Origin of the sequence: Herbidospora mongoliensis, from assembly GCF_001570545.1 — a bacterium.
Lineage (GTDB): Bacteria > Actinomycetota > Actinomycetes > Streptosporangiales > Streptosporangiaceae > Herbidospora > Herbidospora mongoliensis.
Genome location: NZ_BBXD01000008.1, coordinates 797,841 through 814,079, shown reverse-complemented (window position 1 = coordinate 814,079; position 16,239 = coordinate 797,841). Strand labels below are relative to the sequence as shown.

Here is a 16,239-nt window from a genome sequence, read left to right as displayed (position 1 = left end):
GTCCCTAACGCGGCTGGTGAGATGGCGAACGAGAGACTGCGCGCGGCTCTCCTGGAGCGCGGGAAGAGCGTCGCGGACTTGGCGCAGGCCATCGAGGTCGACCCCAAGACGGTCGAGCGGTGGATCACCAAAGGACGGGCGCCGTACCGAAAGCACAGGTACGCGGTCTCTACCTATCTCTCCATGGACGAGAGTTACCTGTGGCCGGAGGCTCTGACGCGCGAGCAGGTCGCCTCAGCGTCCGAGAGCGAGATCGTCAATCTCTATCCGCACCGCTGGGCCGTCCCCCGGGACGCGTGGGGACGACTCTTCTCATCCGCTCAGGACGAGATCGGGATCCTCGTCTACAGCGGCATGTTCCTCGCGGAGGATTCCGGCATGGTGCGCATGCTGGGCGAGAAGGCCGAGGCGGGAACGCGGGTACGAATCTTGCTCGGCGACCCCGACAGCGCCGAAGTCGCCAAGCGCGGAGCTGACGAAGACATCCACGAGGGTATGGCCGCGAAGATCAGGAACGCGCTCGTCCTCTACCGGCCTATCCACCGCCTTGATGGTGTCGAGATCAGGTTGCACGGCACCGTTCTCTACAACTCGATCTACCGCGCCGACGATCAGATGCTCGTCAACACCCACGTGTACGGAGCCCCTGCGGCCAACGCCCCCGTCATGCACCTTCGTCGAGTGGCCGGCGGCGACATGGTGAGCACGTACGCGGAGAGTTTCGAGCGCGTCTGGTCCGAGGCAGTCCCGGTAGAGTCGTGATCATGGCGAAGCGGATCGACTTCTACGACGACCCGGACGCCCCCGCGCCCAACAGCCTCGTCCCGTCCGTCAACGTCGTGGTCACCAACGAGGCGGGCGACATCCTCATGATCCGCCGCAGCGACAACGGTAACTGGGCCGTTCCCGGTGGGGCCATCGATCTGGGCGAGTCCATTCCGCAGGCCGCCGTACGGGAGACGCTCGAAGAGACCGGGATCACGTGTCGGATCACCGGGCTTGCCGGCACCTACAGCGACCCGAAGCACGTCATCCTCTACACCTCGAACGGCGAGGCGCGGCAGGAGTTCTCTCTCGTCCTGGTCGCCCAGGCCGTCGCCGGCGAGCCGACCCCGAGCAGCGAATCGACCGAAGTCCGGTGGGTTCCGCGCGATCAGGTCGCCGCGCTCACCATGGACCGGTCGATGCGCCTGCGGATCAGCAACTACCTAGGCGGGGCAGCCCAGCCGCACATCGGATAGGGCAAGCTTCGCTTCCACCGACTGCACGGCCCTCAAGATGTGGGGTTCGGCCTGGTTGATCGACCACGTGACCGCGTCGTCGGGGCCATAACGGGAACGGATCTCGGCGAGCCGGTCGACCACCGTGAGCGGGACACCGTCCGGGCTGGTGGTCATGTCGCAGAAGGTGAGCGCCTCGACCAGGTCCCCGCGCTCTTTGGGGAACTCTCCCTGAAGGATGTCGAGCAGGCCACGTTCGTCGGCCTCGATTTCGGCGCAAGTGTGGTGAGCGACCAGGCGGCACAAGAGTTCATCGGCGCCGTGGACGTCGCGGAGGTAGCGTCCGCCGTCGATGGGGTGGAACCCGACGTCGATCAGGTCCGGGGCGTACCCGATGTCATGGAGCCAGGCGGACGCGGCGAGAATCTCGGCGTCCTTACCGAGGATCGGCGCGAGCTGCTCCGCCCGCCGGCCGACCCCTTGGGTGTGCTCCCACCGACGCGGCAACGGCCGCTCAAGAACCTTACGTGCCAGGTCACGCGCCCACTCAACTTGTCCCATGCCGTTCACGATAGGCAGGGCACCCCGGGACGCACCAAGAGGTAGAACTTGGACGTCCCAGGACGTCCTAACCGTCCTGCTCAGGGCCACGGACGAAGCGCCCCTTACCGTGTTTGACCACGATCAGCCCTTCACGCTCCAGGAGGGTCAATGCCTGCCGGACGGTGTTCCGTGACGCACCGAACCGCTCACGGAGCTCGCTCTCACTCGGGACCGCCGCCCCGGCTCGCAACTCTCCCCCGCTGATCCGCGCGCGGAGCTCGCGGGCGATGAGCTGATATTGGTACGTCTCCGCCTGGGGGTCACCACCGGACACGAACCGCCCCTTGGACGGGATCGTGATGATCAGGTTCTCCTGTTCGAGCTGGGCGAATGCCCTGCGCACCGTGTTTCGCGCCACCCGGAACTCCCGGCACAGCTTCCCTTCTGAGGGCAGCGTCATTCCCGCCGGATATTGACCCGAGGCGATTCGCTGGCGGAGCTTGGCGGCGAGCTGCGGGTAGACACGCCAACCGACCAGCATCGTGCTTTCGTTCATTCCGGGCGGCTCAGGTTCGGTAGGCATCGGCGATGTTCTGCAAGTTCACGACAAGATCTCCCTGTACGCCCTCGCGAAAGCCCGCCCGCGCCGCGCGCATGATGACCGCGACCGCGTTCGGCAACTCCAGGCAGGAGACACGCTCGTCGGGCTGGTCGCCCCAGTAGAACCACCAGAAACCGGTGTGGACGTAGATCCGGCGCATCCGCATGTTGCAGTCCTCCACTTCCACGGTCGGCCGCGACTTCTGATCGACGAGATAGACGGTGTTAAGGCCGCGGACAGTCAGTTCGCGTCTCAGCCCCGTCAGGGCCGCCTGCTGATAGATCCGTAGCTGGTCCTGTGCCTCGTTCATCAGCGCTCCTTCGACTTCTGTGAGGCGCGAGTGCCGCGCCCAGGTCGAATGAGCTTCTGTCGTGGGGCAGGAACCTCTACACCGCGACTTAGGGACGTCTTGGGACGTCTCATGTTAGCGTGAGGCCCAAGGCCCGCGTTCCGAGAGGTAAGCGTGAGCGACAACCTGAAATACACCCTCGCCCGAGCACAACTCCGGTCCGCCGACCTCGCCGCCGCTCTGGCCGTAGACCCCAAGACCGTTGACCGCTGGATCGCCGGCCGAGTGCCCTACCCGCGCCACCGCTACGCCATCGCCGACTTTCTCCAGGTCGCCGAGAGCGAACTGTGGCCGGAGATCGCCCAGCGTCAAAGAGTCATCGCCGACGAGGTGCAGACCGTCTACCCTCACCGATGGGCCGTTCCGCAGGCCGCCTGGAAGCAGCTCTTCAAGAACGCCACGAAAGAGATCGGCATCCTGACCTACAGCGGGTTGTTCCTCGCCGAGAACGCCGGGCTTCTCCGCCTGATCGCGGAACGCGCGCGAGCGGGTGTCTCTGTCCGCATCCTTCTTGGAGACCCAGACAGCCGGGAAGTCGCCGCCCGAGGCGCCGAAGAGGGCATTGGGCCGGAGGTCATGGCCGGGAGAGCTCGCAACGCGATCACGCTCTACGGGCGCCTGCGGAATGTCGAGCGGGTCGAGCTTCGGTTGCACGGGACGGTGCTCTACAACTCGATCTACCGAGGGGATCGGGACGTGCTGGTGAACACCCACGCGTACAGCACCCCTGCTGCCGATGCGCCTGTCATCCACCTACGGAGCAACAGCGACGCGGGAACGGCAGCGGTCTACCTGACGAGCTTCGAGCGCATCTGGAGCCAGTCGCAACCGCTGTCGGACGCTTAACGACCCTGGCCGCCGATGCCAACCATGATCAAAAAGAAGAATATCTGTACGTCTTCAAGGCCGGCCCGCCTGCGGCGGTCCGGCGCGCGTCAGGCGGTCGCGGGCCGCGCTTCGGCTCTTCGGCCGGTCGCGGCCCGCACCGCCCACGCGCCGAATCGCCTGGCAGTCGTCAAATACGGCGCTCGTAGGCCTGCCTGGATAAGGCAGGGTTTTAGCCAGTATGCAATGTCACTGGCCATCTTGTACTGGCCTTGACGTTTAGCAGATCGAAATGCTCCCGTTGCGGTACCCATAACTTGGAGTGGCCGACGCTGGCGGGCATCCATTGCCCATCGTCCTCCTAAAGATTGCGTTCCTCACCGACCATGGCGGGCCGGTGCTGGGTCACCACGACTCCCGGCCGCGCTCGGGTCCATTCACACGTTGCGATCCTCACCGACCGCAGCGGGCCGGTGCTGGAGTCGCAGCCGGAGCAGCCGGCCGGTGTGCAACGAGTTGCGATCCTCACCGACCACGGCGGGCCGGTGCTGGCTGGCCATGCTGTACGGGACCGGCACCTTCGTGGCGTTGCGATCCTCACCGACCACGGCGGGCCGGTGCTGGCGCAGCACCGGCCCAGCGTCGGCCGGGTTCCGCGCGTTGCGATCCTCACCAACCCCGAAGGGCTGGTGCTGGAAGGGAGAGAAGATCCAGCAGCTGATTATGCTGACAGAGTTGCGATCCTCACCGAGCTCGAAGGGCTGGTGCTGGGCGGGCGATGTTCTCTGCGCGGGCCAGGCCGCCGTTGCTGCGATCCTCACCGGCTACGGCGAGTCGATGCTGCCCGGGTCCATCCGGGTCGACGTCATCCTAGAGGCCTCAGCGACCTTAGGGGCCGTCGCTGGCTCCGACTGGGGTTCGTGTCCGGCCCGCAGTTGACGAAGTTGCGGTCCTCCCGACCTCAGTGGGCCAGCGCTGGTTCATTGCGCCCGCCATGTCCTCGGCCCTAGTCCCGTTGCGATCCTCGCCGACTCCAGGGCGGGTGAGGGTGTTCCGGCTAGCCTCTCTGGTGGCCGTGCACGTCATTGCGATCCTCAGCGATCCCGAAGGGGTCGGTGCTGGCCCCCGTCACAGTCGGAGGGCACACGTAGGTGCCGGAGTTGCGATGCTCACCGGCCTCGAAAGGCCAGTGCTGGACGACCTCACACGCCTGCAAGACCTCGGCATCGTCCGGTTACGATCCTCACCGACCCCAAAGGGTTGGTGCTGGTGGCGTCACCATGCCGGAATTGGGCTTCTCGGAGGCGTTGCGACCCTCATGGACTCCGAAGATCAGGCGCTGACCTCTACCAGCGGCACCTGCTTATCACGGGTGTGTCGTTGCGATCCTCACCCACCTCGGAGAGCCGGTGCTGGCCGTCGGTCGTGCTGGAGTATTCACCGCCCGGGTAAGCGTTGTCATCCTCGCTGGTCCCGGAGGGCTGGTGCTGGTTCCAGGACGGCCAGTCGACGTTCTGGCTGAACGAGTTGCGATCCTCACCGACCCCGAAGGGCCGATGCTGGTGGCTGACCTTGAGAAGGAGACGCGTCTCCAACGTGTAGTTGCGATCCTCACTAACCGCGAAGGGCCGATGCTGGCCGGATTCGGTGATCGAGTTCCGGAACTCGTCCCAGTGGTTGCGATCCTCACCGACACCGAAGGGCCGATGCTGGGCTGGAGTCCGTGCCGCCGGTCGTGTCGTTGTCGTAGGCGTTGCGACCCTCACCGACCCCGAAGGGCCGATGCTGGCTTCCGAAGGCTTCACCACGGCAGCCCACTGCGGGTTGCGATCCTCACCGACTCCGAAGGGCCGATACTGGCCGAGATCACAGAACGCCTTCGACGCGTGGTCGCGCGCGTTGCGATCCTCACCGACCCCGGAGGGCCGGTGCTGGCTTGGCGGCCTGGTCCCAGTGCTGGCGGTAGACGCTGTTGCGATCCTCACCGACCTCGAAGGACCGGTGCTGGCTGTTCACGCCGCACGCGTCGGCCGGCGTCGCGCAGGTATTTCGATCCTCATCGACCCCGAAGGTCCGGTGCTAGCCGTCCTGGACCCCGTAGACAGGGTCGTCGAGTGTGAAGTTGCGGTCCTCACTGACCCCGGAGGGCCGGTACTGGCCTCTCCCCACGGTGCTGTTCTTCGGTCCCGAAGAGGAGTTGCGATCCTCACCAAATCCTGGAGGGTCGGCGCTGGGATCAAGTTGCGGCCGATCTTCACGTAGGTGTCGACATTGTGCGAGCCTCGCCGACCACGGCGGGCCGGTGCTGACCCGATCGTCGAAATCGGACATTACGAGACGATTCACAAGTTGCGATCCTCACCCGACCTCGAAGAGCCGGTGCTGGCGGGCATCATTGCCCATCGTCCTCCCAAAGATTGCGTTCCTCACAGACCATGGCGGGCCGGTGCTGGTGATGGTCTTCTGCCTCCCTCAGGAGGGGAAGTCGCAGTTGCGATCCTCACCGACCACGGCGGGCCGATGCTGGTGAAGCATCTCGTACTCCCAGTCCTGGCCGGTCACGTTGCGATCCTCGCCGACCACGGCGGGCCGGTGCTGGCCACGATCGCGCCCAAGGACATCCCCGTCCCGAAGTTGCAATCCTCACCGACCACGGCGGGCCGGTGCTGGGTCACCGCGGACGGGCTTCGCAGCGCCGTCGACGTGTTGCGATCCTCACCGACAAGGCGGGCCGATGCTGGTACTGGTACGCAGATAGAGGTCACCATCGACATGCAGTTGCGATCCTCACCGACCACACGGGCCGATGCGGGCCGTATGACCGAGACCGGGGCCAGCGCAGACCGGATGCGGTTACGATCCTCACCGACCATGGCGGGCCGGTGCTGGGGCTGATCCTGGTCCGCCGAGACGACCTCGACGCCTACGTGTTGCGATCCTCACCGACCACGGTCCTGCAACATGGCCCGCGTCGAGGGCATGTCCGAGGTTGCGGTCCTCACCGACCACGGCGGGCTGGTGCTGGTCCTGAGTTGCGAGTTCTTCGCCCCACCAAATGCCGCAATTGCGATCCTCATCGACCACGGCGGGCCGGTGCTGGTGCCACGAGACGACCGCGTTGTTGATGATGATCGGGTTGCGATTCTCACCGACCACGGCGGGCCGGTGCTGGGATCAGGACCGTGGCGCTGATGTACCGCTGCTGGCCGTTGCGATTCTCACCGACCACGGCGGGCCGGTGCTGGTGGATGAGGTCGCCCTGCTCGCGGGAGCGGACGTAGTTGCGATCCTCGCCGACCCCGACGGGCTGGTGCTGACTCGGCAACCGTCACCAGGTAGGGGGCGGCCTTCTCTTGGTTGCGATCCTCACCGACCCGAAGGGCCGGTGCTGGGGGACGACACTGCGACCGAGACGCTCTCGGTGTCCAACACGTTGCGATCCTCACCGATCCCTAAGGACCGGTGCTGGTCGCGATGAATACCTCGATGAAGCGCGTCCAGGGAAGGGGTTGCGATCCTCACCGACCCCGGATGGCCGGTGCTGCTGTCGGTTTGTCGTGCCGCTAAGCTGCTATGAATCGGGGTTGCGACCGTACTGCTCGGTACTGTAGGCCGACCAGGTGTCGTCGCCCGTGTTGCGATCCTCGCCAACCCCGAAGGGTTGATGCTGGCCGTCGGTCGTGCTGAAGTATTCACAGCCGGGCTAGGTGTTGCGATCCTCACGGGCTCAAGATCAACATCTTCACAGGCGCCGACGCAAAGGTTGCGCATTGGCTCCTTGCGGGGTTCTTAAGCAATTTACTTATCAAGTAACGGACAATCAAATCGGATGAACAAATGAATCTCGACTAGCACTGCGACTATCTATGCGCGACTATCCGACGATGCGGGCGAGTGTCACTCCATCCGGAATGACAGCTTCATCAATATCGATTCTGTAGTTATTGAAGTCCCGTACCGGCTGGCCGTCCGGGATGACGAGGGTGCTCGTAATCGCATCTGTGAGCACGTGAGCAGGGACTGTGCCGAACGCGTCTGCATGAGTGAACACGTAGAGGCCTCGCAGCGCCATCTGCGCCCGTCCCGAAGCTCGGTCGTGTTCGAACATGAAGGTGAGGGCCTTCCAGAGCATGGACAGGTCTTCGGAGGTGACGCCGGTCCTGGCGGCGAGTGGGGCGCTGAAGTGGCCGAGGCCACGGTAGAGGCCGTAGGCGATGGCGTGTTTGCCGCCCATCTCCGTTTCCTTGCTGTCGTCTTCCCTGGTGCGGGTTACCCGGGTGATTCCGTGTTCCTGAGGAAGGACAGGGTGGATGGAGCGGGAGAAGGTGAGCTGAAGCGGCCCCCTGACCCGGCCTGCTGTCTTTTTTCCGGTGGTCATGACGGCGCCGAACATGCGGACGTCGTAGAAGGTCTGGCACATCCATTGTTGGGCGGAGATCTCGGACGCCTTGCCGTCGGTCAGGCCGAGTTCGGCGTAGGAGCGTTCGTGTTGGGAGTTGAGGGAGACGCCGGCTTCGACGTAGATGTCGTAACCGGGTTTGCCTTCGCCCAGCAGGGTGATCATGTTGCGGATCTTCCGTTTGATCGCGACGTCGGTGACCAGCCCTTGCATGGTTTCGGGGTCGGTGCGGGGCATTCCGGCGGCGTCGGGGTCACCGTTGGGGTTGCCGTCGTGGATGTCGAAGTAGAAGACGAAGTCGTGCTTGCGGGTGGGATCCAGGTGGATGTCTCGCGTCATCTTCAGGTCTCCTTGCCGGATCAGGCGTCGGGGGTTTCGGAGGTGTTCTTGGCCGCTTTGGCTGCGCGTGCGGCTGCCATGTCGGCGGCGCGCTGATGGTCGTAGCCCAGGATGAACTGGACCTGTCCGCGGGCGTCCAGGTGGGCCGGGAGCCCGGTTTCGCGGTCGATGAGCTGGCTGATGTCGGCCAGCCGGCCATCGAGAGCTCGTCCGGCGGGGCGGGTGGCTTGTTTGCCGAGGAGTTTCTTCAAGTGCCCGTTGGCGTTGGTCCGCAGCATGCGCATGGTGGCGGCGGGCTGGGTCATGGCCAGGCCGAAGTAGCGGTCGCGGATGGTGGCGTTGGTGTCGGGGAGGGCTCGACGTTGGATCGCCTCCAGCAGGGCGAAGAGCCGTCCCCAGACGTAGGCGGGTTCGGTGGCGGTTTCGTCGAGGCCCGGCATGATGTTCTCCTCGTACGGGGGGCGGTTGAGCGCGAGCCGGAGCATCGCGGTTCTGGGCAGGTCAACGTGATGGTCGTTGCGGATGCGGTGCAAAAGTTGCGGGATCAGGCTCGGAGGTGGGGACGCTCCATGGAGGGCCGCGTGCAGCAGGTCACGTTCGATGCCATGGACGGCGGTACCCGGCTGGTACAGATTGCGTGCCCGGTTCCAGCGCCCGCTGGCTCGGACCATCTGCCACAGCGGAACGTATTTGACGCTGTCGCTCCAGAGTTCGACGGAGCGATGGTCCAGGAACCAGGCGGCGAATCGTCTTTTAATTTCTGGGAGGGGGACGTCCAGCCAGTCGCGGATGACCACTCGACTTTGGTTGGCCGACAGGGTTAAGGCATAGAAATGGTTTTCGTCGATTTCTGTGCCGGTCTGTCCGCGCCGGACTTCGTCGAGGAGTCGTTCGACGTCCTTCAACTCCGGGACGTCGATCATGATCGGGCTGAAGTAGTCGGGTTCGCGGAGCCACCAAGTGAACACGTTGTCATCGCCGCGACGGCGGTGCTGGTCGCTGGACAGCAGATGGTTGAGCCCGGCCATCGCCGAGCCGCCGCATTCTTCACAGATTGGCGTGTTGGCGAGTTGGAGCGTTCCCCCTCGGCCTTGCGCTGCCGTGTTCACCGACACCAACGCGGCGTCTCGGCCTCGCTTCGGTCGGCCACCCGCGTCGAGACCGACGGGGATGAGGGTGCTTTTGACCATGTCGGGGATCGTCTTCAGCAGCGGGCCCAGTTGGCCGCACGCCAAGCACAGCCCGTCATCACCGGAGCTTTTTCGCTGGCGGGCGACCTGAGCCCAGAAGCTGATCGCCGAGGGACGCAGGTGGGCCCATTCGCCGTCCACCAGGATGGCGACGATGTCGGAGGACTTGGCTTCCTCCGGAAGGTCAGACAGGAGACCAAGGTGACGTTCTTGTGCGAAGGTCTGCCACACCAGATCGGCGACCGGGTCGTTGCTGGCGTCCTTCCACGCCTTGAGGAGGTCGAGGTAAGCGTCGTTTCGACGGTCGGCCCCTGTTTGGGCTTTGTCGGTGTCGTCTTTGGCGACGGCGAAGACGTATTCCAGGGTGTCCACGAGGAGCATCGCGGCCACACCACTGGTACGAGTCACATACGGGGTCGCCAGTGACGATCCGGCTTTGTTGGTCGCGTCAGCACGGTTGATCAGCGAGAGCTTCCCACCGGGGTTGAGCATGATCGCCCACTGGACCGTGCGGTTCCGGTAATAGCGGGGAGTCGTGTCCCCTGCCGGCCTTTCGGCGTGCTCGGCCAGTCGCTGGATCAGCATGTGATCACGTCCGCGTCTTCGCGGCGGTGGAGGAGGGGAGTTCGAGGCCGTTCAGCGGCACATCCAAGACACCCTTGTCCAGTTTTGCAAGGAACCAGCGGTAGGTCTCGTTGGCACCCTCGTAGCCGATGCTGTGCAGCATGACGCCGAGCTCACGGTCCTCATTGATCGGCTTGAGGGAGCTGGGCATGCCAAATCGGGCCGAGAATTCCCGGGTGCCCAGGAAGGGCTGGGAGTAGCAGGCGCCTTTGGCGACTCTCCTGCGGAATTGCTCGCGGTACTTCGCCTCGTGACTGTCGGCATGCGGCCGAAGACGTACTTGAGCGTAGATGCGGTAGGCGACATCTCGCAGGGCCACAGTGTTGCGCTGGTCTCGGTCGTTTTCCACGTCGTAGCGGAGGCTGGGGTCGACCATCGCTCGCCGGACCCAGTCTTCAGAGATCACTGACTTGACCTCATTGCGGCGAATGGACAGCCATCGGATCGGTTGGAGGACCTCGATCCGGCAGATGGCGTAGTCGAACTCTGGCTTCCAGAAGATCGCGTCGAGGATGCCGCGGGCGGCCGATGGGGTCATGACCTCGTAGCTGAATCGTTCGGCTTTGAGCTCAGGCCGGGTGAAGCAGGCCAGGTCCCCACTGACCTCGACGACCAAAGGGGGATGCTGGTAGTTCGGGTGCTGATGAGTGCTCACCTGTTGTCGTCCTCCGGCTCGGGATAGGTGAACTCGATTCCACGGTTGGGGTGGTAGGTGCCGTGCCACTCGTATAGGTCGCCGAGTAGTTCGGTGGCTTTCCCGTCTTTGACCGCCTGCTGCGCAAGGCGTGTGGGGAGGGCGGCGAGGTAAGGCTGGATGCGCCGCAGAACCCATGGCTCGATGTGGTCTGCCCTGCGGAGCCGATTCCGGAGGCTGTTTCGTTCGACGTCGTTGCCATAAGGGACGAGCACGGGAACCGTCAACTCGTCGATCATCTTGAATTCCTTCGCCACGACAGGAAAGTCAAGAACGGCGCGGCGGTCCTGGATTCGCTTCCCCACTCCGCTTCCTTCCAGGTTCGTCACCGTGTACCTGGCCTTGTAGTACGTCCTTAGCGCGTCCAGATCATCAGGATCTTTTCCATGGGGGCCGATGTGAGCCCTGCTGGTTTCCAGGGCAGCGCCGTACACCATCTGGGTGCCCCAGACGTTTCCGTCGGCCGGCTCGAAGACGATCACTCGTCCCTCGGCGAGACGTCCATTGCGGTTCGACCGACCTGCCGCCTGCTGCAGCGCCTCGGCCGGGGCCATCGCCCGGTAGACCACGGGAAAGTCCAGGTCCACACCCGCCTCGATTAGTTGGGTACTCACCACAGCAACCGGGAGATCCGCGTTGAGCAACTCCCTGACCTTGTCCAGGATGTCGCGGCGGTGTGCTGCCGCCATGCGGGTGGACAAGTGCAGCACCGGACCGTTGTGCTTCCAGACCTTGGCGAGGGCGCCGTGCAGTTTGCCCGCATCCCCGGTGGTGTTCACGATGAGCAGCACCTGAGGTTCTTGTGCTGCCTCGTCCGCGATCTGCTTGAGGGTGGGTTTGGGACTGCAGCGCCACGTGTAGCGAACTCGCCGCAGCCGGTCATAGAGCGGTTGCGGTTGCGTGATCACCTCCCTCGGTTCCAGGTCGCGGAAGATGTCCAGGTCGAAGAAGGCCGGCTGTGTGGCCGAGGCCAGCACCACGCTCGCGCCGAAGTACTCGGTTAAGTGACGTAGCGCCGACAAGATCGGCAAGAGCATCTTGTCGGGGAGCGACTGGACCTCGTCCAGAACGATTACCGAGCCGGCCAGGCGGTGAACCTTCCGCATCGCCTCAGGTCGCCGGTCGAAAAGGGATTGGAACAGCTGAACGGTCGTCGTGACGACGACCGGCGCATCCCAATTCTCCGCAGCAAGGCGCTGCCATCGTCTGTTCGCCGGAAGCCGGTCCAGGTCCACGCTGCTGTGATGTTCCAGCACGTTCGCATCACCGAACAGAGTTCTGTATACGGTGGCATTCTGCTCGGTGATCGACGTGAATGGTACGGCGATGATCACCCGGCGCATGCCGTGCCGGGCCGCGTGATGCACCGCGAAACCGCCTGCGGCGATCGTCTTCCCGGCGCCGGTGGGAGCGGGGAACGGAAAGATTCCTCTCTCCTGTGATGCGGCGGCGACAACCTCTTCGTACACAGCCGTCCGAACGCCATCAACCGGGGAAGGCCGATGGCCAGGCTTGCGGAGATAGGCGGTCCGAGCGCGCTCGAACGCGTCCGCCAGTGCCGCCAGCGAAACCGTCGACGGCCGCTGCTGGCCTACACGGTGCCGAGCGGTGTCCAGACGATCAGCATCCACAACAGCGCTGAACACCATCCTCACCAAGAGCTCGAACGCATGCCGATCGGGTCGAGACCTCGCCCAGGCCGGGATTGACGGAATGGGCCCGCTGACTATCTCTGGCACTAGGGCGGCTACCTGGTCAATTGCTTCCCGGACCTGTTCCTTGGCGTCTGTCTTTGCCGTCTGAAGGCAGCGTTTGAGGTCTTGAGTGTCGGGAAGCCCGCCGTGGTGACCGAGCACCGGCATGCTGAGGGTGCCTAGATCTGCCCGATGGGCTGCCAGCCATGTGCCAGCCATCTTGTGATCGATGCTTTGACCCTGAGCATCACGCACTCTTCCGTTCGTGGGCTCCGCGACGAGAAGGCCCTCCTGCCAGATGCACTGGCCCTTGCCCACGTCATGGACCAGCCCGAGGTAGGCAGCTAGGTCACGAGCACCGAACGCATCCGCGAAATCGCCCGCCAGGGCAGCTGTGCCACGCAAGTGATCACTAAGGGCATGCCGCTGACCAGCATGATTCTTGCTGTGAGCCCACAGCTCCGCCATTACAGTCCGATCTAGGCCGCTAACGAAGAGTCGTTCCGGGACTATAGGGCCAGGGACCGACAAATTCGCCACACAGCAAAACATCACTTAGTGGAGACGCCGAAAATACTGTTACCACAGGCCGAAATAGCAGCCTGCGGTAACAGCGAGTGATCCGGTCAAAGGGCACCCGAACCAACCTCTTAGTTGCGATCCTCGACATACCACGACAAGTGGCGTCGCCATTAACTGTCCAGAGCGTAGCTCCTGCGGCCGTAGCCCCACGCCACTTCTAAGACGTCAGTCGGGGTACCATGAGAAATCGATCATTTCGTCGATCTAGCAGACGGCTGAAGCTCCCGGCCAGTAGCCTCTCGATCGCTCAGACGGGAAGACAAGGGCATCGCCCGGTTCTTGCAGCGAGCAGATGCGATGTCATTTGGTAGGGCGGGGAACACTGCGTGGACCAACTTCCTGTGTTGGCCAGCAGACCTGGGTTGCGGGTAAAGCCCTGTATGGGCAAAGGGCTGAGGATTACCCTCGATCGAGAGAGGCGTTTATGTACTTACTGACGATCCGTGCTGCGGTTGTCATTCTCGCGGCGTTCGTCGTGGCGGTGGTTACGGCAGGCGTGGTCCTATCGACCGGGAGCTTGTGGCAAGCGGCTGCCCTGTCCGCAGGCCCAGCTTTTGGGTTCAGTGTGATGTTTTTCAACGCGATCATCCCGCCGGCCCAAGCCAAGAACGACGAGGACCAGCAAGCCCGTTAATGATCGCCCTCACCAGCCCCGAAAGGGGCAGATCGATGTGGTTCCGATCCTCATCGGCCTTCAGAGGCCGGTCCTGCAGTTCGGCACACGCCCTAAGTCGACGCGCTACCTGCCGTGTTGCGATCCTCACCGGCCGCCAAGGGCCGGTGCTGCAGCCACCCCCCAACGCCCCGCCACTCGAACACCTCGCGGTTACGATCCTCACCGGCTACCAGGGGCCGGTGAGGCGCGATGGCCGCGCTCGTCGACCTCGTAGGCGTCCACAATGTTGCGATCCTCACCGGCCGCCAGGGGCCGGTGCTGCAGCCGTCACCGGCCTGCCGATCGACTTCCAGATCCAGTTGCGATCCTCACCGGCCGCCAGGGGCCGGCGCTGCGAGCCACCGAGGAGACCGCGGTGACGGGCCCTCCTGGGACGTTGTGATCCTCACCGGCCCAGGGGCCGCTGCTGCTCCCGACGAGCAGGAAGCACTTCACAGAGTAGCGTTATGACCTTTCTCAACTGTTCCCCATGTCCACATTTGAACCTTGGGGAGTTGGGCGCGACCTGCGTTTCGCGGACCCAATTGAGGTTCCTAGATCATTTTCGGCCCCGTCACGCGATCGCCGCATTGCGCCAAGGGTTGGCGCTGTACTTCGAATCCACTCAGTGCCACCAGCTGGCCAGCCGCGGCTCCCTTAGCGTGAAAGAGCGACGAGAACTCACCGAAACTGGTCGCTGCACCCGAAAGTAGACGCTCAAGCATGCAGCCCCGCAATCCGCCCGAATGATCGCTTTGAGAGGGCTTCTGCCGCACCGCTTCCGATGCTCGGGCCTGACGGCCCTGCGCTCCGGGTCGGCTTGCCACCGGGTTATCAGAGTTGATCACCGAAAAATGCCACATAGATGCACGTGGCTCCAGAGGCCGACAGGAAACACTACTGGGACCAAACGGCGCACGCTTCAGTCGGATCAACCCCGATCTAAGCGGCAGCGACAAGATCCGGAGCATACGTGGATTGATCATTACATCAGGCACGCCGCATATCACTTTCTGTCCAGTTCAGCGATCCGCTTACTTCAGCAAGACGCTCGGCTTCCTAAGCCCGGTGTCTTGTACCCGTGCCACCGGGTAAGTCGGGTTGATCACCGCAGGGCACAACGAGGGCACACGAGACCGAGAAACAGCCGCAGGGGACGACAACAACCGGCAGACATCTCCCAGGTCACCACCCAGATGCCGCGATCACCCCAGGTCACAGCGCCCCCCACGCAGTTCAAGAACTACCGCTGACCTCGCCGGACACGGCACATTCAGGGCACACGACCGCCGATCTCCAGACGGTCATGTGCCCTGAGCCTTTTCGAGCCCCCGACCAGCGAAGACGCCCGGCCCGGCGGCAGCCCCGCCGCACCTCCACTCGTTAGCATCGAAAGACAACGATCTTGGAGGGGGCCGCGATGTCATCGTCGCTGGACGGGCGTACCGTCGTCGTGATCGGGCGCGGCAGCGGGATCGCCCGCGCGGTCACTCTGGCCACACATGCCCACGGGGCCCGCGTCGTCGTCGCCGGGCGTGATCAGGATTCGCTCCGGGCCGCCTATAACGACGAGGGGATCACCGCCGAGCGCGTCGACATCACCGATGACGACAGCATCGCGGCGCTCGCGGAGCGGCTCGGGCAGGTGGATCATGTCGTTTCGACTGCTTCCGCGCGAGCTCGGGGCCGGCTGGCCGAGCTTGATCGGGAGGCGCTGCTGCGGTCGTTCGACACCAAGGTCATCGGGCCGGTCATGCTGGCCAAGCATTTCGCGCCGCGCATCGCCGAAGGCGGGTCCTTCGTCCTGTTCTCCGGCGTCGCCGCGTTCAAGCCCGCCGTCGGGTACCTCGGCGTGGCCATCACCAACGGCGCGGTCGACTTTCTGACCCGGTCGCTGGCGCTCGAACTCGGGCCCATCCGGGTGAACACGATCTCCCCCGGAGTGGTCGACACCGGCATCTGGGACTCTCTGGGCGAAGACGCCAAAAGCGCCTACTTCACCGACCTCCGCAGCCGCAATCCCGCGCGGCGGATCGGTGTCCCCGACGACATCGCCGCCGCCGTCATCTTCGCGATGACCAGCCCGTTCCTCACGGGCGTGACACTCCGAATCGACGGCGGCGAGCCGCTCACCTGACCTCTGGTACATCGGCCGCGCACAGGTGCGGGGGTCTCAAAAGCCGTTTTCTTTTACGGCTCCCGCACGCCCTCAAACCAGGGCGACCGCACGCCGCTCTACGAGGAGTGGAGCTGGCGCACCAGCAGACCACCGCGCACATCGAAGCTGATGTCCAGGACCGACTCGTAGCCTCCGGGCATCATGACGCCCCGAAGGGGCTCGTAGCTGCCGGAATAGGGCACAACATCGTCCGTGATCGCATAGCGGCCGACCAGGAAGGCACCGCCCCTACGGAGGATCAGGAGGTCGCCCAATAACTGGCGTGCGCGTTCCATTCGCCCGATCTCATCACATACCGGAAATCGAATCGCTGCCAACTTTCCCACCGGTTCCCGCATCTACTCC

16 protein-coding genes are annotated in these 16,239 nt (G+C 64.2%); 6 read left to right on the top strand and 10 right to left on the bottom strand.

Features of this window, described 5'->3' with window-relative positions; translation table 11 throughout:
* The first annotated feature begins 21 nt into the window (after window positions 1–21).
* Complete coding sequence (locus AW272_RS04015; RefSeq protein ID WP_066361231.1) at window positions 22–762, top strand: DUF5919 domain-containing protein; 741 nt, start codon at window positions 22–24, stop codon at window positions 760–762.
* Between the two features lie 2 nt (window positions 763–764).
* Window positions 765–1,241 carry an NUDIX hydrolase gene (locus AW272_RS04010; protein WP_066361230.1) on the top strand — a complete coding sequence of 159 codons (477 nt, stop codon included), beginning with the start codon at window positions 765–767 and terminating at the stop codon, window positions 1,239–1,241.
* On the opposite strand, the gene AW272_RS04005 is transcribed toward AW272_RS04010, so the two are convergent.
* The 3 genes from AW272_RS04005 to AW272_RS03995 form a co-directional block, all read right to left on the bottom strand.
* Window positions 1,209–1,781 (bottom strand): HD domain-containing protein, encoded by a 573-nt coding sequence (locus tag AW272_RS04005; RefSeq protein ID WP_066361063.1) that lies wholly within the window; start codon window positions 1,779–1,781, stop codon window positions 1,209–1,211. The two genes, AW272_RS04010 and AW272_RS04005, sit on opposite strands and share 33 nt — an antisense overlap.
* Window positions 1,782–1,848: 67 nt before the next feature.
* On the bottom strand, window positions 1,849–2,319 hold the full coding sequence (locus tag AW272_RS04000; RefSeq protein ID WP_066361062.1) for a GntR family transcriptional regulator: 471 nt from the start codon (window positions 2,317–2,319) through the stop codon (window positions 1,849–1,851).
* Between the two features lie 10 nt (window positions 2,320–2,329).
* On the bottom strand, window positions 2,330–2,674 hold the full coding sequence (locus AW272_RS03995; RefSeq protein WP_066361061.1) for a hypothetical protein: 345 nt from the start codon (window positions 2,672–2,674) through the stop codon (window positions 2,330–2,332).
* 153 nt (window positions 2,675–2,827) lie between these two features.
* Between AW272_RS03995 and AW272_RS03990 the strand changes: the two genes are divergently transcribed.
* Window positions 2,828–3,559: a phospholipase D-like domain-containing protein gene (locus AW272_RS03990; RefSeq protein ID WP_066361060.1), complete on the top strand. Its 732-nt coding sequence runs from the start codon at window positions 2,828–2,830 to the stop codon at window positions 3,557–3,559.
* 416 nt (window positions 3,560–3,975) lie between these two features.
* Here AW272_RS03990 and AW272_RS03985 read toward each other — a convergent pair whose 3' ends face one another.
* Together AW272_RS03985 and AW272_RS03975 are read right to left on the bottom strand one after the other, a co-directional pair.
* Window positions 3,976–4,170, bottom strand: a complete 195-nt coding sequence (locus AW272_RS03985) for a hypothetical protein (protein ID WP_066361059.1) — start codon at window positions 4,168–4,170, stop codon at window positions 3,976–3,978.
* A gap of 714 nt (window positions 4,171–4,884) precedes the next feature.
* Window positions 4,885–5,133, bottom strand: coding sequence for a hypothetical protein (locus tag AW272_RS03975; RefSeq protein ID WP_066361057.1), 249 nt, complete (start codon window positions 5,131–5,133; stop codon window positions 4,885–4,887).
* Between the two features lie 1,366 nt (window positions 5,134–6,499).
* Here AW272_RS03975 and AW272_RS41730 point away from each other — a divergent pair.
* Entirely contained in the window at window positions 6,500–6,730 is a 231-nt protein-coding gene (locus tag AW272_RS41730) for a hypothetical protein (protein WP_157518270.1), read from the top strand.
* Window positions 6,731–7,412: 682 nt separating this feature from the next.
* On the opposite strand, the gene cas7c is transcribed toward AW272_RS41730, so the two are convergent.
* The 4 genes from cas7c to AW272_RS03950 are packed head-to-tail and all read right to left on the bottom strand — an operon-like array spanning window position 7,413 to window position 12,946.
* On the bottom strand, window positions 7,413–8,276 hold the full coding sequence (gene cas7c / locus AW272_RS03965; protein WP_066361055.1) for a type I-C CRISPR-associated protein Cas7/Csd2: 864 nt from the start codon (window positions 8,274–8,276) through the stop codon (window positions 7,413–7,415).
* 20 nt (window positions 8,277–8,296) lie between these two features.
* Window positions 8,297–10,051, bottom strand: a complete 1,755-nt coding sequence (gene cas8c, locus AW272_RS03960) for a type I-C CRISPR-associated protein Cas8c/Csd1 (protein ID WP_066361054.1) — start codon at window positions 10,049–10,051, stop codon at window positions 8,297–8,299.
* 4 nt (window positions 10,052–10,055) lie between these two features.
* Window positions 10,056–10,745 (bottom strand): type I-C CRISPR-associated protein Cas5c, encoded by a 690-nt coding sequence (cas5c, locus tag AW272_RS03955; protein WP_245657178.1) that lies wholly within the window; start codon window positions 10,743–10,745, stop codon window positions 10,056–10,058.
* Complete coding sequence (locus AW272_RS03950; protein WP_066361052.1) at window positions 10,742–12,946, bottom strand: CRISPR-associated helicase/endonuclease Cas3; 2,205 nt, start codon at window positions 12,944–12,946, stop codon at window positions 10,742–10,744. The genes cas5c and AW272_RS03950 overlap by 4 nt, the downstream gene beginning before the upstream one ends.
* A 538-nt stretch (window positions 12,947–13,484) precedes the next feature.
* On the opposite strand from AW272_RS03950, the gene AW272_RS03945 reads away from it, so the two are divergent.
* Entirely contained in the window at window positions 13,485–13,694 is a 210-nt protein-coding gene (locus AW272_RS03945) for a hypothetical protein (RefSeq protein ID WP_066361051.1), read from the top strand.
* 1,441 nt (window positions 13,695–15,135) lie between these two features.
* Window positions 15,136–15,852, top strand: a complete 717-nt coding sequence (locus tag AW272_RS03940; RefSeq protein WP_066361050.1) for an SDR family oxidoreductase — start codon at window positions 15,136–15,138, stop codon at window positions 15,850–15,852.
* Window positions 15,853–15,950: 98 nt separating this feature from the next.
* Here AW272_RS03940 and AW272_RS03935 read toward each other — a convergent pair whose 3' ends face one another.
* On the bottom strand, window positions 15,951–16,169 hold the full coding sequence (locus AW272_RS03935; RefSeq protein ID WP_066361049.1) for a hypothetical protein: 219 nt from the start codon (window positions 16,167–16,169) through the stop codon (window positions 15,951–15,953).
* Window positions 16,170–16,239 lie beyond the last annotated feature (70 nt).

Excerpts from the sequence above, each read along its gene's own strand:
- AW272_RS03940 (WP_066361050.1), top strand. The coding sequence starts at position 15,136 with ATGTCATCGTCGCTGGACGGGCGTACCGTCGTCGTGATCGGGCGCGGC.
- AW272_RS03945 (WP_066361051.1), top strand. The coding sequence starts at position 13,485 with ATGTACTTACTGACGATCCGTGCTGCGGTTGTCATTCTCGCGGCGTTC.
- AW272_RS03935 (WP_066361049.1), bottom strand. The coding sequence starts at position 16,169 with ATGGAACGCGCACGCCAGTTATTGGGCGACCTCCTGATCCTCCGTAGG.
- AW272_RS04005 (WP_066361063.1), bottom strand. The coding sequence starts at position 1,781 with ATGGGACAAGTTGAGTGGGCGCGTGACCTGGCACGTAAGGTTCTTGAG.
- AW272_RS03950 (WP_066361052.1), bottom strand. The coding sequence starts at position 12,946 with ATGGCGGAGCTGTGGGCTCACAGCAAGAATCATGCTGGTCAGCGGCAT.
- cas7c (WP_066361055.1), bottom strand. The coding sequence starts at position 8,276 with ATGACGCGAGACATCCACCTGGATCCCACCCGCAAGCACGACTTCGTC.
- AW272_RS04015 (WP_066361231.1), top strand. The coding sequence starts at position 22 with ATGGCGAACGAGAGACTGCGCGCGGCTCTCCTGGAGCGCGGGAAGAGC.
- AW272_RS04000 (WP_066361062.1), bottom strand. The coding sequence starts at position 2,319 with ATGAACGAAAGCACGATGCTGGTCGGTTGGCGTGTCTACCCGCAGCTC.
- AW272_RS04010 (WP_066361230.1), top strand. The coding sequence starts at position 765 with ATGGCGAAGCGGATCGACTTCTACGACGACCCGGACGCCCCCGCGCCC.
- AW272_RS03995 (WP_066361061.1), bottom strand. The coding sequence starts at position 2,674 with ATGAACGAGGCACAGGACCAGCTACGGATCTATCAGCAGGCGGCCCTG.
- cas8c (WP_066361054.1), bottom strand. The coding sequence starts at position 10,051 with ATGCTGATCCAGCGACTGGCCGAGCACGCCGAAAGGCCGGCAGGGGAC.
- AW272_RS41730 (WP_157518270.1), top strand. The coding sequence starts at position 6,500 with ATGGCCCGCGTCGAGGGCATGTCCGAGGTTGCGGTCCTCACCGACCAC.